Origin of the sequence: Desulfitobacterium sp. PCE1 (assembly GCF_000384015.1) — a bacterium.
GTDB lineage: Bacteria > Bacillota > Desulfitobacteriia > Desulfitobacteriales > Desulfitobacteriaceae > Desulfitobacterium > Desulfitobacterium dehalogenans.
Map to the genome: position 1 here is coordinate 2,988,897 of NZ_KB913023.1, position 24,561 is coordinate 3,013,457.

The window sequence follows — 24,561 nt, forward strand, 5'->3', positions numbered from 1 at the left end:
GGGGTCAAAAAGTTTTTATTTTAAATAGCTCTTTATAATGGCCGGAACTTGATCAAGAGCTTCCCCTAATTTAGCCGCATCTTTTCCCCCGGCTTGTGCCATATCGGGACGGCCTCCCCCGCCACCGCCGGTGATTTTGGCCACTTCCTTAATAATCTGCCCCGCATGAAGCCCGCTTAAACCTGTCGGGGTGACAACGGTTACCCAGTTGACCTTTCCTTCCACAGCTGCTCCCAGAACGAGGACACCGGTCTTCATCTTATCCTTTAAAAGGTCCGCTGTATTGCGGAGAGCGTCCATATCCTGGGCGGAGACTTTAGCCGCCAGAACAGGTACCCCGTGGATATCCTTAACCTGTTCCAGGAGAGATTCCACTTCGGATTTTGCCACTTTGGCATGAAGCTGCTGAACTTCCTTCTCCAGATCCTTGACTTGGACTAAGAGCCCCTGGATTCGCTTGGTAAGATCCGAGGGCTGAGCCTTGAGAAGTTGAGACGCATCGAGAATCTGATCATTGAGGGAACGCATATATTTAAGAGTCTCTGCTCCCGCTACAGCCTCGATTCGTCTCAAACCCGCCCCGATACCCCCTTCAGAGATAATCTTGACCAGGCCGATATCTCCGGTAGCATGAATATGGGTTCCTCCGCAAAGCTCCATGGAGTAATCTCCCATAGAGACGACGCGAACGGTGTCCCCGTATTTCTCTCCGAAAAGGGCAGTGGCTCCGCTGGCTTTCGCCGCATCTAGGCTCATTTCCTCAGCTGTAACGGGCATATTGGCAAGGACTGCCTCGTTTAAAAGATCCTCTACTCGCTGTAACTCAGCGGGAGTCAAGGCAGAGAAATGGGTAAAGTCAAAGCGGAGACGATCCGGTGTAACCAGGGAGCCTGCTTGTTGAACATGCTCTCCCAATACGGTACGAAGGGCTGATTGGAGAAGATGAGTCGCACTGTGATGGCGGGCTGTAGCCAGGCGAAGGTGCTCATCCACCAAAGCCTCTACTTCATCTCCAGTATTCAAAACCCCCTGTGTGATCAGGAAGCGATGATAAACGGTACCTGTGACACCCTTTTTCACTTCCATAAGCTTTGCCTCTGCCCTTTGGGTGCGAATCACGCCACTGTCTGAGATCTGCCCCCCACTTTCCGCATAGAAAGGAGACTCTCTTAGGAAGATCAGGACCTCGTCCCCTTCAGCGGCATCCTTAACCTCTTCTCCATCCCGGAATAGGGCTTCCACCTTAGTGTTGGCAGCCAGTTCATGATAACCCAGGAAGGGCGTCGTACCCAAGGCCTTGGCTTTTTCCGAGATGGCGGCACTTTCTTGAACCGCCTTCATTTGCTGGGATTGCTCTTTAGCCAGACGGCGATGCTCTTCAGCCGCAGCATTAAATGCCTCCATATCTACGCTCATCCCTTGCTCGATGAGCATTTCTTCCGTCAATTCTACCGGGAAGCCATAGGTTTCATAGAGATAGAAAGCATCCCCTCCACTGAGAACTGCTTCCCCGGCTTCTTGAAGGGTTTTGACTTTTTCCTGGAGAATTTGCGTTCCTTGCTCTAAAGTCGCTTGAAAGTTTTTTTCCTCTAGGCGTAAATGATTGAGGATGAAATTTTCATTTTCCTTAAGCTCGGGATAATGATGGCTGTAGTCTCTCTGAATGATCAGGAAGATTTGCTCCAGGAAGGGTTTGTCGATACCCAAAAGACGAGCATAGCGAATGGCCCGGCGCAGAATTCGACGCAGCACATATCCGCGGCCTTCGCTGCCCGGACGGATGCCATCGGAAAGCATAAAGGAAACAGCCCGGGTATGGTCGGCGACCACCTTCATCGCAGTATCGCTTTTTGGATTATCATGGTAAGGGGTTCCGGAAAGCTCGGCTACCTTATTAATGATAGGCAGGAATAAATCGGTATCAAAGTTGGAGGCCACACCTTGCATGACGGAAGCAATCCGCTCCAGGCCCATCCCTGTATCGATATTTTGCTTGGGCAGTGGAGTAAGCATACCGGATTCATCCCGATTGTACTGCATAAAAACGAGATTCCAGATCTCCAGGAAGCGGTCGCAATCACAGCCTAAGGCACAGCCCGGTTTGCCGCAGCTCCGTTGTTCTCCCAAATCCACATAGATTTCCGAGCAATACCCACACGGTCCAACAGGACCGGCTGCCCATAGGTTTTCCGGGTCGTACTTAATCCGCTCCGGGGAAACACCCGTCTTTTCGATCCAAAGGTTCTTGGCTTCCTCATCTTCCGGATGAACGGTAATCCACAACTGATCGATGGGCAGCTTCAATACCTCGGTCACAAACTCCCAGGCCCAGGGAATGGCTTGGGATTTGAAATAATCGCCGAAGGAGAAGTTCCCTAACATTTCAAAAAAGGTATGATGGCGGGCTGTTTTACCCACTACTTCCAGGTCTGGTGTACGGACGCATTTTTGTGATGTGGTAGCCCGAGGAAAAGGTGGCTCGACCTTGCGCATAAAATAAGGCTTAAAAGGAACCATCCCGGCTACGGTAAGGAGTAAGGTGGGGTCATCCTTAGGAATCAAGGATGCGCTGGGTAAGATTTTATGACCTTTGGATTCAAAGAATTTTAAGAACATGTCTCTGAGCTGGTTACCTGTATACATGATTATTCCTCCCTTAATAATGAATCATAATCTAAACGTCCAATTTGAACAAAATCATAGAAAACCCGGCTTCGCCGTGCCTTAAACGCCTACCTCAAGCGAGGTGAAGCCGCTGGTTGCCCTTATGCTTAGAAAGTATATAACGCAAGTTTATACTTGACAGTGTAAAAAAAGATAAACCCGCCCCCTGAATCAGGGACGGGTTATATTACCGTGGTACCACCCTGCTTACTCATCCGGAGGTTCCTCAGAATGAGTCGCTTAGCGACAGTTTACTGTCATCGCATTTAACGCATGCCTCGTCAAGGTTTTTCCTCGCCCTCGGGAATAGCCTTCATACAAAATCCCTTGGCTTCCTTTCACCTCCGAAAGCCTCTCTACAAAGGAATTAGGTATTACTCATTCCGTCATCAGTTTAAATCTTACAAATTAATCTAAAGTATAGCGGAGGACCTGGGTTCTTGTCAACTTTCTGCTCATCTCAATCATAAAATAATTATCACCATCATCCACTCTAAAACCGGTCCCTCAACGCGACAACGTTGTCGCGTTGAGGCATTCTCTCTATCTTTTACATAATTGCTAAGATTCGTACCATAAGGCGCTGCCAATTCCTTTTAAATGGGTTTAAAAAGTTCATCAACTGTTGTATTTAATTCTTTTGCAAGATTAAATGCTAACATCAATGTCGGGTCATATTTATTGTTTTCTATCGCATTTACTGTCTGTCTGGAAACTCCACATTTTTTGGCTAATTCCTCTTGTGACAATCCTAGTTCTTTTCGTCTATTCCTAATCATGTTTTCCATATCAACCACTATGCCTTTTCTTAAAAAACAGAAGTGCAATAAAATAAACTATGGCTGTAACTGTCAACTGGATGAACGGGTTTATCGTCGCTGGCCGTGCCGTCACAAGGTTTTCAATGACGTCAAGAATCATTGCTCCCACTGCTACAAGTAAGGTATATGTGCTGGCTTTCCATACGATTATCTGATTGCGTTCATCACCCGGTTTGACCAATGATACTACCATACCAATATCCAAAACAATAAATACCAGCAAGACAACACCAAAAGTAATTAGTGCAGATAATTCCATAAAATTGACTCCTTTCTATATCATGCCATTCAACCAAAAATGTCAAATTTCTTTGACATTTTTAGTATAGAGCGCAAAATAATAAATGTCAAGAGTTCTTGACATTTTAGAAATAGAGTTCTTAACTATTTATTGTTTGAGAAGTCTTTTTTATGTTTCTGAATATTTCCTGGGCTAACCGCCTTTATTCTTTAGCACAGACAAATTTCTTCGCACCAGAGAATACTTCGTCCTGTACGGATTTTGCAATGTCATCAAAGAAACCCTTCTTTTGTGATATTCCGTAGTCTATGAGTTAGTCACAGTCCGTACCAAATACGAAAGCCCTTTCGTATTTGGTACAAACATGACTTCACCCGCTTATACATGAATTATAGATTCCCCAATCCCCCTTATATGGGGGGCAGCCGTAGCATCATTCAGCTCGTCTCAATCATAAAAACAATCATCACCATCATCCACTTCGAAACCTGTCCCAGAACGGACAACGTTGTCGCGTTCTGGGACATTCTTTGTGTACCGGTCCTTATTTCTTATAGCGATAATCCACCTTCACCGGAAACTCGTTGGTTTTCATCCCTTCGTGAATCCAAGTGTCATAGACCATGTACATAGTCTCTTCCCCGGCCGCAGGGACCATACTGATTTTCTTTCACACTATCCGGATAAGGATAAATCCCTTCTCCAGCATAAGTGGGTACCTTGGGCCAGGTGATAGTCTTTTAGTCTACTATAAGCTACATAAAACATCTCCTCTTTATAGAGGGAGTAGAGACGTTCAAGCTTATTTCGGCTTCCCCCTTTGCCAATCGTTTCAACACTTAGCTTCTCTGCCTAAATTGATAATTCCACCTCCATTAAGAGACTTCCTTCCACAAAACCCAAAACCTCCCTATACCTTCAATTGTACAGGGAGGTTAATATTTCAGTAGTTTGGCGCACGGCCAGGCTCTCAATAAAATAACTTCGTGTATTCTGTCCGAGTATCAGCGATATGGTAAATATATATCACATCCATAATCTTACGATAAATCACTGCATGCTTTTTAGAAATAACCATCCGATAGCCTTGTTCATTCAACCAATGTCATACTTCATCTGCCCGCTCCCTTAATCTTCTTCTGGCTTCTGAAATACTGAGGGTTTCCGCTCCACTGATTCTTTCCTGTTCTGCCTGTAAATCCTGGCACGAAGCTGTAAAATCTGTATCTGTTCCCTTTTTTCAAAAGCATCAATACTCATGAGAACCAAATCTCCCCCACCATTTTTTGTAATATATATAGGTTCTTTTGTTTCTTTTGCCAGATTTGATATCGTAGAGTATTCATTCCGCAATGCTGCCGATGGTTTGATTATCATAGTCCACACGCACCTTATATCGTATTTCTGATATAATTTTATCAAGAATATGCAAAATAAAACAAGAGGGTTCAAGGGGGTAAACCGCATTATGTTGGTCGGAGTGCGGATCAATCCCCTCATTTTATCTCAGGTGAAACCAGCCAGAAGTAGATATTACGAATGATAACCCGCAATACTGCGGCAAAGGGGACCGAAAACAACATCCCCCAAAAGCCGGCGATTTCTCCTCCTGCCAAGAGGGCAAAGATAATCCACAAAGGATGCAGTCCTACACTGTCTCCCATGAGCTTCGGTGAGATAATACTGCTTTCAAGCTGTTGAACGATAAGGATAACTACGGCAACTTTTAAGGCCATCATGGGGGATTGAATAAGGCCAAGGAGCACCGAGGGGACGGCACCGATTAAGGGACCAAAATAAGGGATCAAATCAAAGACACCGCAAATCACCCCAATCAGCAAGGCATAATCCATTCCCACCAGCTTTACTCCGACACCAGAGAGAATTCCTACAATCAAAGCTACTATAACGTTACCACGGATAAAACTGCGGACAATATGACTAATATCCTGAACTACTCTCTGCCAGGCTACCCGCTTGCGCTGAGGAACTATTCTCAAAAATCCTACCCGAAGCCGATTCCAATCTGCCAATAAATAAATGGCTATAACCGGTGACAGGATAAAAAGACTCATCGAGGTCAGTGCCTTAGGCAGATTATCCAGAAAGTCTTCCAACCAATGGATAAGGAAGGATTCTCCTTCACCCAAATGTTCATCCAATACACTGACCACCTGATTGGGAAGCCCGGTCGCTCTGAAATTGGCCCGGAAATCTTGAATGGCCTGCTCCAGGGTCCGGATGGTTTCCGGCAGTACCTGAGTCAGCTTGGATAACTCGATATAAAGTTTAGGAATAACAATAAAGATGAGCAAGGCAAGAGTCAGGAGAATTCCAATAAAAACAAAAGCGATGGACATTTTACGTCCAACCCCTCGCCTCACCAAAGCCTCAACCACAGGAGCCAATAAATAGGCTAAGACAAAAGCCAGGATAAAAGGGCCCAATATAGAACGCACTGAAAGGATCAGGAGCAATCCTAACAAAATAATACTAATGAGGAAAGCCCAGCGCCATTTTTCCTTCTTCATAGTTTCCTCCAACCCTCTTTTGAGATTGTCTTACCCCGTTCCGAAAGGTTTTATACCCTAAATGCAAAAAGAGCGTAAACCGGCTTTCAATCCGTTCTTACGCTCTTATCTTTCCAAGAAACACATGATTTTCTTTGTTGATACTGTGGAGAGAGACTAGAATTTCATCATCTTCATACCCTTACGCATCGCAGACATAGCTTTATTCTTTGGACGCATCATATAACCGACGGTCATCCCAAGGATACTACCTGCTACAATTCCTCCAATAACTTGTCCTGACCTCAAGGTATATCCCTCCCTTATTTCTTTACTCCAGTACAGCCTCACTGAGCTCTTCGTTGATTGCCGGATCATTCCACGCTACTAAAGAACCGTCTTCAGCTAAATCATAGATAACGACTTTGTCCGTAGAGCTGGTAAATTCCACACAGCAATCCCAACAATAAAACTGACCCACTCCTACCTTACCGATAGCGCGACCACTACAAACTGGACAATTCATGATAGTGAACCCCCTTCATTTCCCTGGTCCCAGGGGGATACCTGGTCTTCAACGATTAAGACATCTTTCCCATCTACCATTACGTCCGCTTGCAGAATTGCGCCACGGCCATCCATAAGATCGGAAAAAAGGCCGTCCGAAACTTCGAAACCCACAATGTTCTCTGCTGAATCATCAAGAAAGACATCCTCAATCGTGCCCTTTGCTTCCCCGCCTTGGGTAAAAACTTGATTGCCAACTTTTTGCGACCATTTAATCCCTTGAATTTTTTGAACCACATGGTCTCTCACAGTTAAGGCATCTTTACCAACAGCAGCTACAACTTCTCGCGGCAAACCCTTTTCGGAGTGAAAAATGTGAGCGTTTTCCAAGAGAATACCGCTAATTTTCCTGCTGCTTTCATCGAAAACCACATCCTTTACCCAGCCAATCTGGTTTCCGTTTTTTAAACATAATACAGGTAAACCAACGATTTCCCGTGCTCGTCGCATTTTTCCCCTCCCTTCGAAACTTTTATGGTTCTATGATACTATGCCCAGTATTTTACTTGCCCATTCATTCACTTATAAAAAGATCCTGTGATAATTTTGCCGCCACCGATGACAAGATCCTCTTGATAAAAGACCACGGCTTGTCCTGGAGTAATAGCACGTTGAGGGGTGCCAAATTCCACCCGCACCACCGGACCGATGGCTCCGGGCAGTGTTTCAAAATCCTTTAAAGGAATAATCTTCGCTTCAGCGAGAGGTGCTTTATAACGAATTTTTGCCTGAACATCCAAGGGACCCTCCAGGTCAGGAATGGCTATCCAATTTAAGTCCGTAGCCAGAAGAGAAGGTGCATAAACCTCTTGATCCTCACCTAAGATCACTTCATTGCTTTCTACATTAAAGCCGAGAACAAACATGGGTTTACCAAAGGTTACCCCCAAACCTTTCCGTTGGCCGACGGTATAGTTGACCAAGCCCTGATGCCTTCCCAGAATATTCCCCTTCTGGTCAACAAAATTGCCGGGCTTAATCTTCCCCGGAGACCGCTCACGAATGAAAGAGACATAATCGTCATCTGGAATAAAACATATTTCCTGGCTATCAGGCTTCCGGGAGACCCGAAGTAGTCCTCGTTCCGCAGCCATCTCGCGGATGTGTTCTTTCTTATAGTCTGCCAGGGGAAACAGAGTGTGCTTGAGCTGGTCTTGACTCAAAGTATAGAGCATATAGGTTTGGTCCTTCCAGACGTCCACCGGTCGGCTCATGAGGTAGCGTCCGGTCTGGGGATCCTGGAGGACTTTAGCATAATGACCTGTGGCCAGATAATCGGCCCCCAAAGCCCGGGCTTTCCTCAGAAACTCTCCCCAGCGCACTACCCGGTTGCACATGGTACACGGATTCGGTGTTTCACCACTGAGGTAGGCATTCGTAAAATAATCGATGACATTTTCCTCAAAGATAGTACGAAAGTTCAGTACATAATGAGGTATACCTAGTTGGTGGGCTACCCGCCGGGCATCATCTATGGCTGTAATGGAACAGCACCCTCCAACATCATCAGGACCTCCGGAGGGCATGGTTTGGAGGGTTATCCCGATGACCTCATATCCTTCTTCCTTAAGCAAAGCGGCGGCCATGGAACTGTCCACGCCGCCGCTCATACCGACCACTACCTTTTTCTTTTCGGTAAGCGTCATTTCCTCATCCCTATACCTTTAAAGTTTTCTGATGATAATCTTTAATAGCTTCGTGCAGTGCATCAGCAGCTAAGTTAGAGCAATGCATCTTAGCTGGGGGAAGTCCGTCAAGGGCTTCGGCAACAGCAGCATTTGTAATTTTGAGAGCCTCTTCTATCGTCTTGCCTTTAACCATTTCCGTGACCATGCTGCTGGTGGCTACAGCAGCTCCACAGCCAAAGGTCTTAAATTTAACGTCTTTTATAATATCTCCATCAACATCTAAATAAATACGCATAATATCGCCACATTTAGCGTTACCCACTTCACCGACACCGTCAGGGTTTTCAATCTCACCCACATTACGGGGATTCATAAAATGATCCATTACTTTTTCTGTATACATATCTCTTCACTCCTTTTATTGCGCTTTTGCCTGACTGCATTTGCTATGTTTGGCCTGGTCATAGAGCGGAGACATCATCCGCAGCCGTTCTACGATTTTTGGTAATTGTTCTAAGACATAATCCACATCTTCCTCCGTACTCTGACGTCCGAAGGAGAACCGTAAGGAACCATGAGCAATTTCGTGAGTCAATCCCATGGCCAGCAAGACATGAGAGGGATCTAAAGATCCGGAGGTGCAGGCTGAGCCGCTGGAAGCAGCAATGCCCATCATATCAAGGCTTAAAAGAAGTGCTTCACCTTCAATGAATTGAATGCTGACATTCAAAATACCAGGGAGGCGTTTCTCTCCTTGAGGTCCATTCAATTTCACGTAATCTATCTTTTCCATAATGCCTTCGAGAAGCCTGTCTCTCAGCTTGGCTTCCCGGGCAGCTTCCTCTTCCATCCGCTGAGCAGCTATCTCACAGGCTTTGCCAAAACCGATGATTCCAGGAGTGTTTTCTGTACCGGAACGGCGTTTCTTCTCTTGGCCACCGCCATAGATGCGGGGAATAACCCGGACACCTTTGCGGATGTAAAGAGCTCCTACCCCTTTCGGTCCATAAATCTTGTGGCTGGATACGGTCATCAGGTCCACATTCATAGCTACCACATCGATGGGAATCTTGCCAAAGGATTGTACCGCATCCACATGGAAGACAATCCCTTTATCCCGTGCTAACTTCCCGATCTCAGCAATAGGCTGAATGGTTCCCACTTCGTTATTGGCGTGCATGATCGTAATCAATATCGTATCGGGTCGAATGGCTTTTTCAACATCTTCAACAGCAATAAGTCCTTCTTCATTCACCGGAACAATGGTGAGCTCATAGCCATTCTTCTCCAGGAATTCACAGGTCTCCAGGACAGCGTGGTGTTCAACAGCTGAAGTGATGATATGTTTTCCTTTTTTACTCTGAGCCTCTGCCGTTCCGATTATGGCAAGGTTATCTGCCTCTGTGCCGCCGCTGGTAAAGGTGATTTCTGTAGGTTGTGCACCCAGAAGCTTGGCAACAGACTCTCTGGCGTTCTCCAAGGCTGCTTTGGCGTCCCGTCCAAAGCTGTGAACACTGGAGGGATTTCCATATTTCTCTGTGTAATAAGTCATCATGAGCTTAGCAACTTCAGGATCGACTGGAGTTGTAGCGCTATGGTCAAGGTATACTCTGCGCATTGTGGTTCCTCCTAGTAAACTTGATTAATGGATTATTCACTGATTAAAATGCAAGCTTCATTATCCGGAGTCTGCAATCGTACTCATGGTCTGAGGATCTTTAACCAGGTCGGCCAAGCTGATGGAATCCAGGACATCTTCAATAGGGTCACGAACCTTCTCCCGAATGGTCCGCGTCACACAATAATCCGACTTCTGACAGCATTCAGGATCTCCATTGGCTTCACACTCTACCGGTGCTATCGGTCCTTCTAAAACCCTAATAATATCGCCAATTCTAATTTTTTCTGCTTTCTTACCCAAGACATATCCACCTTGTGCTCCTCGAATGCTTTTCACTAATCCGGCTTTACGAAGTCCGGAAATCAGTTGCTCGAGATAGTGCTCAGACAATCCTTGTCGATCAGCTATACTTTTTAGGGAGATCGGCCCTTCGCCTGAATTTAAAGCTAGATCAACCATGGCCGTGAGACCATAGCGGCCTTTCGTAGAAAGCTTCAAACCCCCCACTCCTTTTCAGTAATTCTATCGTCCACTAAGTAATATGAAACATCTCTTTTTATGGATATCTTACAAAAACACTCGGGATTTGTCAAGACAATCCCGAGCAAATTGCTCAGATTTTTTTATGAAATATCATTGGTTTTTAGTGTTTTTCTTCATTTACCTATATATTTCCATATGACCATCAACAGCCCTTATGATATATCTCTATTTTGATTATAATGAGTTGTAGAGGCTTTCTTAGTGTACCCCTTATTCACGGTTCTTTGCTTCAATTAAGAAACAAAGTATACTAAGGTTAGGTCAAAGCTCTATCTTCTTATCGTTAATGCCTTTTCAGAAAGGAATTGTTTCATATGGACTTATTTTCAGCTTCCTTTAACCCTAATCAAGTTGCCCCTCTGGCGGAGCGGATGCGTCCCAGGACCCTTGATGAGTATATCGGGCAATCCGAAATCATCGGCAAGGGAAAACTTCTCCGCCGGGCCATCGAAGCGGATCGGGTCACTTCCCTCATTCTTTACGGACCTCCGGGAACAGGTAAGACCTCCCTGGCCCAAGTCATCGCCAATACAACCTCCTCCGCCTTTGTGCGCATTAATGCAGTGGCTGCCGGTGTCAAAGAACTCCGGGAGATCATTCAGACGGCTACGGAGCAGCTTCATCTCTATGGAAAGAAAACCCTTGTCTTCTGTGATGAAGTTCATCGTTTTAATAAAGGTCAACAAGATGCCTTGCTCCCCGCAGTGGAGAATGGGACCATTACCTTTATCGGGGCGACCACCGAAAATCCTTTTTTCGAGCTTAACTCGGCTCTGTTAAGCCGTTCCACCCTCTTTCGCCTCCAGCCTCTCACGACAGAAGATATTCGCAGCGGCTTGACACAAGCTCTGGCAGATAAGGAACGAGGGCTGGGAAATTACTCGGTAAGCATTGGGCCGGAGGCTTGGGAGCATTGGCTTAATTTCGCCAACGGGGATCTGCGGCGGGCCTTGAACGCTTTGGAATTGGCCGTACTCACCACCCCTCCTGAACAGGGAGTGCGTCGTATTACCTTGTCTGTAGCCGAAGAATCCATACAGCAAAGAGCTATGCGTTTTGATAAAAATGGCGATAATCATTACGATATTATCTCAGCTTTTATCAAAAGTATGCGTGGCTCCGACCCCGATGCAGCCCTCTATTGGCTGGCAGTTCTGCTGGAATCGGGAGAAGATCCCCGCTTTATCGTGCGCCGGATTATCGTCCATGCCTCCGAAGATGTGGGACTGGCTGATCCTATGGTGATGCTCCAAGCGCATGCGGCAGCCAATGCCCTGGAATGGGTGGGGCTTCCTGAAGCTAGAATCCCTATAACCCAGGCCGTACTGGCTATCGCCACAGCACCCAAGAGCAACAGCACCGTTATGGCCATCGACAGGGCCACGGGCTATGTCCGCTCCCATCCCACAGGTCAGGTCCCTGAGCATCTTCGAGATGCTAATTATCCGGGAGCCAAAAAATTAGGCCATGGCAAAGATTATCTCTATCCTCATGACTATCCCGGTCATTGGGTGGAGCAAGGGTATTTACCCGAAGAGGTCCGGGGCGAGAATTTCTTTACTCCTTCCGGAGTGGGACAGGACCGCGGCAATCGCGGAAAAATGGACTCCTGATTAATTTAAAAACGGTGCCGAATGGCACCGTTTTGGTCTTCTTTCCTGGGTTATCCGATACAAAAATTTCTTTTGCTTCTTAAATTATTAGGCATGCTTCTCAATCATTTTGACGAGATCGGCCTTACCACGGAAGCCAACACTTTTATCCACCAACTGCCCGTTTTTGAAAACAGCTAAGGTGGGGATGCTCATCACTTGGTATTGACCAGAAATTGCCGGCTCCTCATCCACGTTAAGCTTACCGATGACAACCTTTCCCGCCATTTCATTTGCCAGCTCCTCAATGATCGGAGCAACCATACGGCATGGACCACACCAAGCTGCCCAGAAGTCTACTAATACGGCTTTGTCAGAACCCAAAACTTCTTCATTCCAATTTGCTGCTGTAAAGGTCTTAACATTTTCACCTGCCATGAATATACCCTCCTCAAATTCGTTTGCATTAACTTAGATACTATGAATTAACATCATAGATTAGATAATGAGCTACTTAATAAATTTCGATAAAACCGTAATTAATTCATCGATGGATTCGTCCTGGTGGTTTTCTTCCACAGCTTTTTGCAAACATTCCCGCGAATGGTTTTCAAAGATTAAAACGCCGACTTTATTAATGGCTGCGCGTACTGCTGCAACTTGAATTAGAATATCCACACAATACTTTTCATTATCCACCATACGTTGAAGACCTTTAACCTGGCCTTCAATTTTCTTTAAACGCCGGATAATATCTTCTTTTTGTGCTAAATCAGAGTTTTCCTGCACTACACGTTCCCCTCTCTGATACCCATAGGGGGTACACCCCATATTATAAAGCAAAGTCTCTTCTTTTGTCAAAGGTTTTGCCATTTAAAATTCAGATGGAGTGTATTGCTCCATCTGATATCTTTACTATTATTTTGTTTTACCCGGCAGAATATCCCTTTTGATGTGTAATTCTTTCAATTGTTTTTCGTCAACAGAAGATGGAGCTTGAATCATGAGATCCGATGCGCTTTGAGTCTTGGGGAAAGCGATCACATCCCGGATAGTATCCTTGTCCGTTAAGAGCATGGTCAACCGGTCTAAGCCGAAGGCAATCCCTCCATGAGGCGGAGTACCGTATTCAAAGGCATCCAACAAGTAACCAAATTTAGCCTTGGCTTCTTCAGGGGTAAGGCCTAATAGGTCAAACATCTGCTCCTGAACCTCTCTTTGATGGATGCGAATGCTTCCTCCACCCAGTTCGGTTCCGTTAAGAACCATATCATAAGCCTTGGCTCTGACTTTACCAGGTTCTGTCTTTAAGAGGGGCAAATCCTCGGTCATCGGTGAAGTGAAAGGATGGTGAATGGCAATAAAGCGCTTCTCCTCTTCATCCCACTCGAGGAGTGGGAATTCTGTAACCCATAAGAAATTAAAGGCATCTTCGGGTATAAGTCCTAACCGTTTTCCTAACTCCAGTCTTAAATGCCCCAGAGCATCGGCGACGACCGCTTCCTTATCCGCCACGAAGAAGAGGATATCCCCTGTCTCTCCTTTCAGCTTGGCAATCAGGTCGTTAAGCTGTTCTTCGGTGAAGAATTTAGCGATGGGGGATTTGATTCCCTCTTCCGCCAAAACGATATAGGCCAGTCCCTTGGCGCCATAGATGCTGACAAATTGAACCAAGCCATCCAACTCACGGCGGGGCATCCCTGCACAGCCTTTAGCACAAAGACCTTTAATCCGTCCGCCTTTGGCCAAGGTATCAGTAAAGACCTTAAAATTGGAGTCTTTGACGCATTCCGCCACATCCACCATTTCCATACCAAAACGGATGTCCGGTTTGTCCGAGCCATACAATTCCATGGCTTCTTTGTAGGTCATCCGTGGGAAGGGATGAGGAATATCACGGCCGGTGGTCTCTTTAAAAATACGAACCATCAACTCTTCCATCATGGGCAGAATGTCTTCTACTTCTGCAAAAGACATCTCTACATCCAATTGTGTAAATTCCGGCTGACGATCTGCCCGTAAGTCTTCATCGCGGAAGCAGCGGGCGATTTGGAAATATTTCTCCATGCCTGAGACCATAAGGAGCTGCTTGAAAATCTGCGGAGATTGGGGCAAAGCATAGAATTCCCCGGGGTGAACACGGCTGGGAACGAGATAGTCTCTGGCCCCTTCCGGTGAAGATTTAATCAGCACCGGGGTCTCGATTTCATAGAACCCCTGGCTGTCGAAGAAATTCCGCATAACTTGGGTGACTTGGTGACGAATCTTGAAGACCTTCTGCATTTCCGGACGACGCAGGTCAAGGTAACGATATTTAAGGCGAACCATCTCATCCACATCCACATCATCCTGGATATAGAAAGGCGGTGTTTTTGCCCCATTTAAGATGGTCAAAGACTCAGCCACGACTTCAATTTCTCCGGTCTCCAGATTGGGGTTGGTCGCTCCTTCCGGACGCGGGCGCACTTTTCCTTTAATAGCTACCACATATTCTGAACGCAGGCGTTCTGCTGCTGCAAAATCAGGCATATCGGGGTTAAATACAACCTGTACAAAGCCTGAGCGGTCGCGGAGATCTACGAAGATAACTCCCCCGTGATCCCGGCGGCGTTGTACCCAACCTAAAAGGTGAATCACTTCTCCGGCATGGCTCAGTCTTAAGCTTCCTGATTCGGTTCGATTAGCTAATAAGGTCATTGATTTCCATCCTCCCTATATCTCTTCAGCATATCCTCTTCAAAGTCCTGAATCGGTAATTCAACTTGTTCTCCCAAGCGGAGATCCCGCAAAACAATGATTCCTTTATGAAGCTCTTCTTCGCCAAGAATAGCGGCGTAGGGAGCGTGAACCCGGTCTGCCGCCTTAAGCTGGGCTTTGAGACTCCGCCCCAACAGGTCGATACCGGCAGGTATTCCCTTCTTCCGCAAACGGCTGATGATGCCGAAGCCCTCTTTTTGAGCCTGGTCCCCTAAGGTCACCAGCATCAAATAGTCTTTCCCTACCTCTTCCTGTTCCGCCTGGGCAAGCTTCCGGGCCGCCAGCACCCTCTCCATCCCCATGGCAAAACCGATGCCGGGGGTTGAGGGGCCGCCTACCTCCTGGACGAGGCCGTCATAACGACCTCCTCCGCAGATGGCACTTTGAGCGCCAATATCCTCTACCAGCACTTCAAAAGCGGTCTTACGATAATAATCCAATCCTCTCACCAGGCGAGGATCGACTTTATAGTCGACTTCGGCAGCGCTCAATAAGCTTTGAAGTTCCTTAAAGTGCTCCGCACATTCATCACAGAGGGTGTCCAAGGTCGTCGGCGCTCCCTGAGTGATCTCCTGGCAGGAAGGGTTCTTGCAGTCCAGTATCCGTAAGGGATTCTTCTCAAAGCGCGACTGACAGTCTTTACAGAGCTGCTCTTGACGCGGAGCCAGGAATTCCTGAAGTTTTTTCTTATGCTCCGGGCGGCAGGTCGGACATCCGACAGAGTTCACATGAACTTCCAATCCCTTCAACCCTAAACGACTGTACAAATCCCATACCAGGGTAATGACTTCCGCATCCACCATGGGCTTATCCGCTCCCAAGACCTCTACTCCAAACTGATGAAATTGCCGAAATCTTCCCGATTGGGGACGTTCATAACGGAACATGGGTCCAATGTAGTAGAGCTTTACAGGCTGAGGACCGCCATAGAGCTTATTCTCTACATAAGCACGGCATACCGAGGCTGTCCCTTCCGGGCGCAGGGTAATGGAGCGATCTCCTTTATCAAGAAAGGTGTACATTTCCTTATTGACGATATCTGTGGTTTCACCCACCCCGCGTTGAAACAACTCTGTGGCTTCAAACATAGGGGTACGGATCTCCTGATACCCATATTCCTTACAGATCTTCCGAATCTGCTCCTCAAGGTCTTGCCATTGTTCCACTACTCCGGGCAGTAAATCCTGTGTTCCTTTCGGACGTTGAATAGCCATATCATTAAACTCCTTCCTGGAATCTATTTCATCTTATATGACAACAATAAAAAGCCCCCTCCCTTGCCATGAAGCAAGGGACGAGAGCTCCCGTGGTGCCACCCTTATTGACGGATTTTTAGAGTTCCAATCTCTACTCCGCCCACTTTTGCAGCCGATAACGAGACCAAGCGCTTTCCTTTCTGTACCTGGGGTGTCCTCCTAAGCGTCTCCCAGGCTGGTTTCAGTCCAGGCCAGCCTTCCCTGTAGAGAGATGATGCACAGTCTCTTCCCAAGAGTTTCTCAGAAATTCAAGATATCAATTATGTAAACCTGTTATATTACAATATCTTAACGAGAGAAGGAACATTTGTCAATCTGTCAAAACCAGTTTTCTTATTACACCTTTTCTTATTACAGTTTATCCAAAGAAAGATCATGGTAGTCAAAATCCCTGCCAAAGCTTTCACTATGAGCATCATATAAAGTGAAATTCATATAAAGTAAAAATCATATAAACGTTTGCATGTCCAAAGCACTTCCGGGAAAACCTAAACAACAAAGATAGGAGGTCATTGATTATGTCTGACAAGCAAACGGACAAAACCCGCACCCATGCCCCTAATGCTGATGATAATACTCCCAGCCCCAACAAATCGGATCGCTGCATCGATAAAGCAACAAAACAAAAATAAGATCGGAGCACTCCGATCTTATTTTTGTATGCCTTTATTTCCCCATACCCACCCTCACTGAATTCGCAAATCAGTACGCGGTCGTTACAATAACAATGAGTTGTACTGGTGTCACATTACTGGGCTTAACTTGTTCAATGTGGAGTCGAACCACAGTATCGCCCCAATACTACCATCAAATCCAACTTGCCCAGTTGGTGGGTTTGTACTCACCTTTGCCAAATCAGCTACCACTGCAATTATTCCATTGTAAATAATCATTCCATGAGATCGATAGTCCAGTTCATGCCCTGGATGCGGGTATCCAGTTCTCTGAATTCCCTCGACAATTGGTCCGCCTGCTTTTGGGTCTCCGCAACATCTATGGTGCTGATAAATTTCACCTCGGAGCGGCTGAACCGATCATGTTTGATGGAGGCATTCACAGCAACCTGAGCAAGAATTCCCCTCTTATTGAGCAGCAGATCCCGTTCTACTAAAGCATCGGCCAGAGTCCGCTTCTCATCAAACCTGACCTGGCAATTAGTTCTGTTGATCCTTTGGATCAACCCCGTTAATTCCTTGAAGATGGCCTCAATCTCACTTAACAACACCTGAGGATTCTCCGCCGGTTCTTCTCCCTCTTGAACCTTAACACAATGCTCCAGCCTGTTCCTCAGCTGTTGTATTCTTTTTTGATAATCCGCTCGCAGAATCAATGCTTCCGCTAGTTTCACAGCACATAACCCCTTTCTCTCAGGCTAATAATCTATCAAGGCGAAGTTGATAGGATCTTCCACCTCTTTGATGACTTTAATACTATAGCCATGACTAGCGTTATTGCTCTTATGAAGTTTGATAAGGTATTGGTAGTTGAGCTTTCTGCCTTCTCCCGGATACTCCAATAGGTAGTCCACTATGGCGTAATAGCGATCGGGATGTTCCTTATCTCTCAGCAATCGCTGCAGCTGGGGATATTCTGTTACTCCACCCAACGCCGGCACACTGTATCTCCCCTTCTTGTATGTACCAATTTCATAGGCTCTGTGCTCTTTTACCCCAGAGTTAAAGTACCTGTTGATGATATCATCCAGCACCGACTCCGCAAAGACGATATCTGCTCCCCTAACCACCCTGTCCTCAAATGCCCTGGGATCAATGATTCCCAAAGCGAGACTTCGGCAGGCGAAATCGATCATGATCTTATCTGTCAAAGCATCCTCCTCGAACGGCTCCATGATCCCTTTTGCCGTAGGACGCAGGAAGGTTTCCAGGTCAGCCTTCTCTGATTCAGACAACTCTACCCTCTCCGTAGCTGCTGCTCTGACGAAGACGAACTCTCCCTCCGGTATTCCCCACATAGAAGGCTCAAATCCATCTCTGGTTATTTTAGCTACGATATGATCCCCTTCAAATTTCAGCTCCATAGTTCCGGCGTATCCCCAGGCAAGATCCTCGTAAGCAGTGCACAATACGCCCTCTTCTATGACACCGGAAAAGGCTACCTCAGCCTGCCGATAGCTGGGGGCTCCTTTTACACTGTGGATACTTCCTTGAATTTCCTGCTGATTGACTTCCGCAATATGAATTCCCGTTGAGCCATAGTACTCTATCAAAGCTGTCATGCGATAGAGATCTTCATCCCGGTTCACTTTGATTTTCCAGTCTCCCCGATACCTGGCATAAGCAGCAGTGTCCTCCCCATCGGAATCAGGATGGGCTTGATCAGGGTTCCCGGAATTAGCTCCTTGCCCATACTGATCTTCTTGACCAGAGGCAGTGCTTGCCGGCTCGATTTCTGTAGTATCTATAGTGTCATTGCATCCGCCGGCTAAATGCGCAAAGGATAAGAGCAAAAGCATCAAAAGCAATCTTTTCATTTGTCCACCACCTAACAGCTATCCTATCTATGGACAGTTTACCAATATTCCGTGGACCGCTCAAGTCCTCATCCCTCACTCTTTACCATGTAAACCAGAAGCACACCCCTGCCTCCGTATTTTCCGCCCCATAGTTGAAGCCATGCAGCTCCAGGATCGAGCGGACGATGGACAATCCAAGGCCGGAACCGCTGCCCATTCTTGACTTATCCAGCCTATAATAGGCGCGCCAGATGGAATCAAGCTCTTCCGCCAGGATAGGTGAACCGGTATTGGTTATACTCCACCTCTCCGCCGTAATGCTTACCTTCACCGTACCCCCCACTGCTGTATGGGCGGCGGCATTGCTGATGAAATTATCCAGGGTTCGCTCTATAAGCTGCCTGTCTGCCCTGATCCCAGCTGTACCATCTACCGTCAGCATAATCTCTTTTGCCACAAAGACATTCTCATACCTGGACAGTATCTCCTTGGTGATCTCCCGTAAGGAAACCTCTTCTAAGACAAGAATCACCCCGCCGCTCTCCATGCGGGAGAGTTCCAGCATATCCTTGATCATACGGTCACAGCGCCGGACATTCTCCTGAATCCCCGCTGCATAATGCTCCCGCTTTTCCGTGTGGACATTCTCAGCCAGGTTCTCTGCATAGCCGGAGATAATGGCCAGAGGAGTCTTTAAGTCATGAGCGATGGCATTGGTCATATCCCGGCGCTGTTGCTCCAGCTCCTCACGGCTGCGGAAGGTCTTCCAGGTCTGAGCCGAAAGGATCCCGGCGGTAAAGCTGAAGATTAGAAAACAGCTTACCCAGACCGGAATAAGAATGGGCAGAGCTCCGGTCAAACTATTAAACTCATTGGCGGTCAGGACCCAATAGTCACCGACAGAGATGCCAACTTCCCGGAGTTTAGCCGTGCCTTGGTAAAGATAAGGGGTGATAAAACGGTAAGTGAAACCCTCCCTGACCTCAAGGGCCGGTGGCTGCGAAAACCCGCGGTTAGCCGCATTTTCAGGCGCATAAAAAGCATAATATGCCTCAATGGTTTCTTCAAAGACATGTTTATCGAGCAAGGCCTCCCGCAAGGCAAGCTGGCGTTCGTCGCTGCGGAGTCTCAATTTCCCGTCAGGATAGAAGATAATATTCCCCTGTATGCCTCCATGTTCATAATAGGGCAACTCCCCGGCATCTACATAATCGGAGCGGTAGATCGGTTCTTCTAACCTTTCCCCGCTGCCGGAGGTAGCCTCCCCCTGCTCATTAAAGGTGCCCGCCAAAAACTTGGTTACTCTGATCGTATCCGGGATAACCTCGGCTCCGTCAAGCCAAAATCCCTCAAGGCCCACCCCATAACCCTGGAGATCCCCAACCTCTATTGGATGATGCCTGCCATACAAATACTCCTCCATTTCTGCAATCTCTTCAGTACTGAACCACTTTTTGGGATCAAGTACAGCATAGTCTGTATAAAAGGTATTTCCCTCCTGGCGGGAAGTATATTGGCAGGTCCAATATTCATTGGTGCTGGAGATCAGCTCCCCTTCCTTAGTGTAAACAGCGGCTTCATACCCCTGATAAGAAGTAAAGGAATTGAGGGTTCGGCTGAGTTCTTCTTGGATAGCAGTCTTTTTACCCTCATTGTCTTGGACATCATTGAAATCATTAATAATACGATCCACACTGACACCGATGATCCTTGAACGCTCCATAAACTCTTCCTTGATTTTGTTTTCTTCCTCAGATATGACAAAGATTGAAAACCCGATCATAAATACCAACCAAATCCCCATCAGCCAGCCAAAAGTGCGCAGATAGATCTTCTTTTTCATTTCCTCTCCTCCAGACGATAGCCGCTTTTAACCACGGTTTTAATCTGTTCCGCCCCTTCTTCCAAAGTCTGCCGGAGCTTTTTGATATGGTTATCCACCACCCGGTCGCTCCCGGAAAAATCATAGCCCCAGATCCTCACTAGCAGAGTCTCCCGGGTGACAATCTTCCCGGCATTCTCCATCAGCAACTTTAAGAGAGCATATTCCTTCGGGGCTAGTTCAACCTCTCTTCCATCTACGGAGGCTGTACCTCTGTAAGGATCGAGGCTGATTCTTCCTACGCTCATAAGGTCATCCCGTATCATACCCTTGGCCCGCCGGATCAAAGAGTTGGCCTTGGCATAGAGTTCCGCCAGAGAAAAGGGTTTTACCATGTAGTCGTCACCACCGAGACCATAACCATGAAGTCTGTCCGCTTCCGCCTGGCGGGCCGTCAGGAACATAATGGGGACATCGCTGTGACGCCTGAGTTCCCGACAGATCGTGAAACCATCCACTTCCGGCAGCATAACGTCCAGCAGCACCAGATCATAGTCCTTTTCCTGAGCATGAGTCAATCCGTCGGCTCCGTCGGCCGCACAGACCAGTTCGATTTCACCGGCGCTTTTTGCGGTGAAATAATCCTCTATGATCTCTTGTAATTGCAGATCGTCCTCCACCAAAAGGATCTTGATCATCCATCTTCCCTCCTCAGGTATGAGTGTATCAAACCCATCTATCTTTTCTGTGTCCTTATTCTACAATGTACCATTAATAGTTAAAGGTTAAAGCAAACTGATAACCAAAAGAACCTCCGCCCTTGCCCTGAGGCAAGAGGCGAAGGTTCCCTCTTCTTGATTCGTATTCTTATTGGTTCAGTTCATGTGCTTCCTCCAAAGCTTTCAAATAATACTCAGGAACACATTCTTCCTCGATACTGAACTTATTAAGCAATCGGTTCACTACAGACCAATTCCCTTGCTCATAGGCAATGATCAAATCCAGCAAATAACAGTATCCATTGGGTTGCCCTAAAAGAGCGTTTTTGACAGGTGCTTCGATAGGAAGCTCTTGAAGAATCTCCGCAAGGGGGCGATCCAGGCAGGCATCGATCAAGGAGAAAAGTCCCAATAAGAAAGCATTGGAGCCCATGCCCACTAAGCCGACTTTTGGGGATAGCTTTTCTGCAAAGCTGGCTCTGACATAGGATTGAATAGCAAGGGCATCGGGTTTTCCGTCGGTGATTTTACCCATCACGATAACGGAGGCCCATTTTTTTACCTCTTTAGGCCCTAATAGGGTTAAGGCTTGCTTGATGGAGGAAATCTGAGAGTTCAGACCAAAGGCTGAGGAATTGATAAATTTTAATAATTTGTAAGTAAGGGAGATATCTGCTCGTATGATTTTCTCCAGTTCCTCTATGTTCACATCAGGAGAATTAACCTGCTGCAATAATCTTAAGTAATTCAATTTATTTGCGGAAATGTCTTTACCCTGAACAATATTCGGCTTGCTGAAAAAATACCCCTGAAACAATCCATAGCCAAAATCCTTAGCCTTCTCATACTCCTCAAGAGTTTCTACTTTTTCAGCTAAGAAACGTATATTGAGTTCATTTAATCGTTTGATCAAGGCCTGCAGTTCATAGCCCTGAGTGGCCCGAAAATCCACCTTAATAATATCGGCCAGTTCGATCAAGGAGCGATAATCCGGCCTGAATACAAAATCATCCAAAGCGATTTGATATCCTTTTGCTTTAAGGCTCTTACAAGCTGCTATAACTTCCGGATCCGGGTCCACATCTTCAAGAATCTCGATGACCACCTGGTTCTTAGGGAGTAAGGTCGCCATTCCCTCCTTGAGCAAATTGGCAGTAAAGTTGATAAAGGCCGGCTTGCCCATGGTCAGCTTATTAAAATTCATGAGAAAAAAACTGCTGGATATCAGTGAACTTGTGGCTGAGTCCCCATCTCCGCTCTTAAAGTAATTGTCCATGCTTTCCCTGAACAGTAGTTCATAAGCATGAATATGTCCCTGTGAGTCTAGGATTGGCTGACGAGCTACAAAAACATCCATGAGCTCCTCCATTGTTCGCAGTCTTACTTCCTGCAATAATACCAAATACTTAGTTATTCTAAGTCTAAATCCTTAAACCCTCTATTTTTGTCCATTTATCCTAATAAATTTATAAAAATTACTTATTATCTTCAATTTCAATCCCGGCCAGCCCAATCAGATATAAGGCATTGCGTGTGGTGGATATTCCTCCCCTGAGTTTATAATCAAAATATATTTCCTTGTTCTGATAGTATTCACGAAAGTGGTAATTTTTGATCCTTCCCTTGCTTTCTCTCTCCAGTTCACCGAGCTCCAGATCATGGGTCGATACCAGTCCTAATGCTCCTTCTTTCTGCAATTGCTGAATTAATGCGATGGCTCCCTGGTGGCGGTCATGGGAATTGGTTCCCTTAAAAATCTCATCCAGCAAGAAGAAGACCGGTTCATTCCCTTTGGCCGCCTTCACAATCTGCTTGATCCGTAATATTTCCGCATAAAAGGAGGAAATGCTTTGCTCAAGATTATCACTAACACGCATACAGGTCCATATCTCCACAATGGAGCAGCGGAATTCCTGAGCGCACACCGGCGCACCCGTATAGGCAATAAGAAGATTCGTCCCCACAGTGCGTAAAAAAGTACTCTTTCCCGACATATTGGACCCGGTGATGAGGGCGATCCCCGAGGGTTCCTTTAGAGTGAAATCATTGGTCACGCGTTTACGGGTAAGGAGGGGATGACCCATTTGACGGGCCATCAGCCCCCGTTGTTGTTCAGCGCTTTTTTCTACTATCTCAGGGAATACCCAATCCGGATTCTCAAAAGGAATGGTGGCCAGGCTGGATAATTCCTCAAATCTCGCAATAACCTCCAGCCAGCTTTTCAGGAGGCCGCCGGATTTGCTCTTCCATTCTTCAAGGGCAATCATGCAATGATAGTCCCAAAGTAAAAGAATATTGATAAAGATGAACATGGCATTTTCACGATTGGAGATTCTCTCCACAATCTTTGAGAGCTTCTGAATCTGTTCATAGGCAGATTGCCCTTTCTGATCACGCAGAATATGCTGAAATCTCTGAAGCTCTGCTGAGCGGAATTTCTTCTTCTCAAGCTGCTTTAGCATATCGGCATAGGTCTTCAGACTGGCTTCATGTTTATAGACCATGGATAGAACTTTGGAACGCTCTTTATTATACAACTGGAGCAGAACGATTTGGACAGCAACCAATAGTCCGGGAACCTGCCAGGGCACTGCACCCCAAAACACATAGAGGGCCCCCATGATGCAAGTTATAGCTGGAAGAACCGTTACGGCCAGCTTAAGGACAGGCTTTAAATAAGCCTCTTCTCTTTCCTTAGCCCAAAGGATAAAGGGCTCCACTGCTTGAAACTGCTGGGATGCAACGACTCCTTCCGTCTCAAAACGCTGACGCCATCCTAAATTTCGGGCTAATTCTGCGATAGCTTCCTGCCTCTTTAATAGTTCTTCATGATTTTTAAAGGGAGTTTTGAGAACTTGGCTTAAGGTCACTCTTCCCAAGGGAGTTTGTGCAGAATTAATCCATTGAAAGATGGACGCCTGACCAAAAAGATCCAAGTCGATGGCATAGGGGTGTTTTTCTTCACTGAATTCTACTCCCTGCTCCTTAAACTTCACCCATTCCCCTTGTAAACGCTGGATTCCCTTTTGATTAAGGCCGGTGAGAATCTCTGAATATCGCAGTTGTGTACGGACATGGCGATGGCGTGCAGCAAGGTAAAGGAAAAACCCCAGAGTGAGGATCCCTGTCACTATTCCTGAAACACCACTGACTTTTAGGTATAGAAAAACAGCGACAGTGAAGCCCAATAAAAAGGAAAACAGCCGATAATTGCTTAACTGATTCGCTGTTTGCTTCTGTTTCTTACTTAAGTCTTCATAGGTTTGTTTTCTTTTTTCGTAAATGCTTTGCGGATCCTTCACACTATGCCTCCTAAACTTTTTTATAATAGGAATTCATATTTCCAT

At 46.4% G+C, this 24,561-nt stretch carries 23 protein-coding genes and 1 other annotated feature; of the genes, 1 reads left to right on the forward strand and 22 read right to left on the reverse strand.

The annotated features are described in order from the left end of the window. Window positions 1–15: 15 nt before the first annotated feature. From alaS to DESPCE1_RS0115005, 12 genes are all read right to left on the reverse strand, one after another. The gene (alaS, locus tag DESPCE1_RS0114945; protein ID WP_019850924.1) at window positions 16–2,643 is read right to left on the reverse strand and encodes an alanine--tRNA ligase; all 2,628 of its coding nucleotides are present in this window, start codon (window positions 2,641–2,643) and stop codon (window positions 16–18) included. Between the two features lie 191 nt (window positions 2,644–2,834). Beyond that, window positions 2,835–3,063, reverse strand: a binding site (T-box leader). Between the two features lie 197 nt (window positions 3,064–3,260). Next, window positions 3,261–3,452 carry a helix-turn-helix transcriptional regulator gene (locus DESPCE1_RS0114950; RefSeq protein ID WP_014794772.1) on the reverse strand — a complete coding sequence of 64 codons (192 nt, stop codon included), beginning with the start codon at window positions 3,450–3,452 and terminating at the stop codon, window positions 3,261–3,263. A gap of 1 nt (window position 3,453) precedes the next feature. After that, entirely contained in the window at window positions 3,454–3,744 is a 291-nt protein-coding gene (locus DESPCE1_RS0114955) for a hypothetical protein (RefSeq protein WP_014794773.1), read from the reverse strand. A 1,110-nt stretch (window positions 3,745–4,854) separates the two neighbouring features. After that, window positions 4,855–5,103, reverse strand: a complete 249-nt coding sequence (locus DESPCE1_RS21950) for a type II toxin-antitoxin system Phd/YefM family antitoxin (RefSeq protein ID WP_371200538.1) — start codon at window positions 5,101–5,103, stop codon at window positions 4,855–4,857. Window positions 5,104–5,222: 119 nt separating this feature from the next. Further along, window positions 5,223–6,257 carry an AI-2E family transporter gene (locus DESPCE1_RS0114970; RefSeq protein WP_014794775.1) on the reverse strand — a complete coding sequence of 345 codons (1,035 nt, stop codon included), beginning with the start codon at window positions 6,255–6,257 and terminating at the stop codon, window positions 5,223–5,225. A 156-nt stretch (window positions 6,258–6,413) separates the two neighbouring features. Further along, window positions 6,414–6,545, reverse strand: coding sequence for a hypothetical protein (locus tag DESPCE1_RS24045; RefSeq protein ID WP_014794776.1), 132 nt, complete (start codon window positions 6,543–6,545; stop codon window positions 6,414–6,416). 22 nt (window positions 6,546–6,567) lie between these two features. After that, window positions 6,568–6,762, reverse strand: a complete 195-nt coding sequence (locus DESPCE1_RS0114980; protein WP_014794777.1) for a hypothetical protein — start codon at window positions 6,760–6,762, stop codon at window positions 6,568–6,570. Continuing rightward, window positions 6,759–7,253, reverse strand: coding sequence for a PRC-barrel domain-containing protein (locus DESPCE1_RS0114985; protein WP_014794778.1), 495 nt, complete (start codon window positions 7,251–7,253; stop codon window positions 6,759–6,761). Before DESPCE1_RS0114985 ends, DESPCE1_RS0114980 begins: the two co-directional genes overlap by 4 nt. 68 nt (window positions 7,254–7,321) lie before the next feature. Then, a complete protein-coding gene (gene mnmA, locus DESPCE1_RS0114990) occupies window positions 7,322–8,449 on the reverse strand; it encodes a tRNA 2-thiouridine(34) synthase MnmA (RefSeq protein WP_019850927.1) in 1,128 nt (375 codons plus the stop codon). 10 nt (window positions 8,450–8,459) lie between these two features. Then, window positions 8,460–8,834: a Fe-S cluster assembly scaffold protein NifU gene (gene nifU, locus DESPCE1_RS0114995; RefSeq protein ID WP_014794780.1), complete on the reverse strand. Its 375-nt coding sequence runs from the start codon at window positions 8,832–8,834 to the stop codon at window positions 8,460–8,462. Between the two features lie 15 nt (window positions 8,835–8,849). Next, window positions 8,850–10,049, reverse strand: a complete 1,200-nt coding sequence (nifS, locus tag DESPCE1_RS0115000; protein ID WP_019850928.1) for a cysteine desulfurase NifS — start codon at window positions 10,047–10,049, stop codon at window positions 8,850–8,852. Between the two features lie 60 nt (window positions 10,050–10,109). Then, window positions 10,110–10,550: an Rrf2 family transcriptional regulator gene (locus DESPCE1_RS0115005; RefSeq protein WP_014794782.1), complete on the reverse strand. Its 441-nt coding sequence runs from the start codon at window positions 10,548–10,550 to the stop codon at window positions 10,110–10,112. A 359-nt stretch (window positions 10,551–10,909) separates the two neighbouring features. On the opposite strand from DESPCE1_RS0115005, the gene DESPCE1_RS0115010 reads away from it, so the two are divergent. Further along, window positions 10,910–12,208 carry a replication-associated recombination protein A gene (locus DESPCE1_RS0115010; RefSeq protein WP_019850929.1) on the forward strand — a complete coding sequence of 433 codons (1,299 nt, stop codon included), beginning with the start codon at window positions 10,910–10,912 and terminating at the stop codon, window positions 12,206–12,208. Between the two features lie 87 nt (window positions 12,209–12,295). On the opposite strand, the gene trxA is transcribed toward DESPCE1_RS0115010, so the two are convergent. The 10 genes from trxA to DESPCE1_RS0115065 all read right to left on the reverse strand — a co-directional run bounded on the left by trxA (window position 12,296) and on the right by DESPCE1_RS0115065 (window position 24,516). Next, window positions 12,296–12,625, reverse strand: a complete 330-nt coding sequence (trxA, locus tag DESPCE1_RS0115015; protein ID WP_014794784.1) for a thioredoxin — start codon at window positions 12,623–12,625, stop codon at window positions 12,296–12,298. A gap of 72 nt (window positions 12,626–12,697) precedes the next feature. After that, the gene (locus tag DESPCE1_RS0115020) at window positions 12,698–12,976 is read right to left on the reverse strand and encodes a metal-sensitive transcriptional regulator (RefSeq protein WP_028305591.1); all 279 of its coding nucleotides are present in this window, start codon (window positions 12,974–12,976) and stop codon (window positions 12,698–12,700) included. A 129-nt stretch (window positions 12,977–13,105) separates the two neighbouring features. Next, window positions 13,106–14,884, reverse strand: coding sequence for an aspartate--tRNA ligase (gene aspS, locus DESPCE1_RS0115025; protein WP_019850930.1), 1,779 nt, complete (start codon window positions 14,882–14,884; stop codon window positions 13,106–13,108). After that, the gene (gene hisS / locus DESPCE1_RS0115030) at window positions 14,881–16,158 is read right to left on the reverse strand and encodes a histidine--tRNA ligase (protein ID WP_019850931.1); all 1,278 of its coding nucleotides are present in this window, start codon (window positions 16,156–16,158) and stop codon (window positions 14,881–14,883) included. Before hisS ends, aspS begins: the two co-directional genes overlap by 4 nt. A gap of 931 nt (window positions 16,159–17,089) precedes the next feature. Continuing rightward, window positions 17,090–17,548 (reverse strand): DIP1984 family protein, encoded by a 459-nt coding sequence (locus DESPCE1_RS0115040; RefSeq protein ID WP_014794789.1) that lies wholly within the window; start codon window positions 17,546–17,548, stop codon window positions 17,090–17,092. 24 nt (window positions 17,549–17,572) lie between these two features. Next, window positions 17,573–18,691, reverse strand: a complete 1,119-nt coding sequence (locus tag DESPCE1_RS0115045) for a hypothetical protein (RefSeq protein ID WP_019850933.1) — start codon at window positions 18,689–18,691, stop codon at window positions 17,573–17,575. An 82-nt stretch (window positions 18,692–18,773) separates the two neighbouring features. Beyond that, window positions 18,774–20,516 (reverse strand): cell wall metabolism sensor histidine kinase WalK, encoded by a 1,743-nt coding sequence (locus DESPCE1_RS0115050; protein WP_019850934.1) that lies wholly within the window; start codon window positions 20,514–20,516, stop codon window positions 18,774–18,776. Further along, window positions 20,513–21,193 carry a response regulator transcription factor gene (locus tag DESPCE1_RS0115055; RefSeq protein ID WP_014794792.1) on the reverse strand — a complete coding sequence of 227 codons (681 nt, stop codon included), beginning with the start codon at window positions 21,191–21,193 and terminating at the stop codon, window positions 20,513–20,515. The genes DESPCE1_RS0115050 and DESPCE1_RS0115055 overlap by 4 nt, the downstream gene beginning before the upstream one ends. Window positions 21,194–21,362: 169 nt before the next feature. Continuing rightward, entirely contained in the window at window positions 21,363–22,571 is a 1,209-nt protein-coding gene (locus DESPCE1_RS0115060) for an EAL and HDOD domain-containing protein (RefSeq protein WP_019850935.1), read from the reverse strand. 118 nt (window positions 22,572–22,689) lie between these two features. After that, window positions 22,690–24,516, reverse strand: a complete 1,827-nt coding sequence (locus DESPCE1_RS0115065) for a MutS family DNA mismatch repair protein (RefSeq protein ID WP_019850936.1) — start codon at window positions 24,514–24,516, stop codon at window positions 22,690–22,692. Window positions 24,517–24,561: the final 45 nt, after the last annotated feature.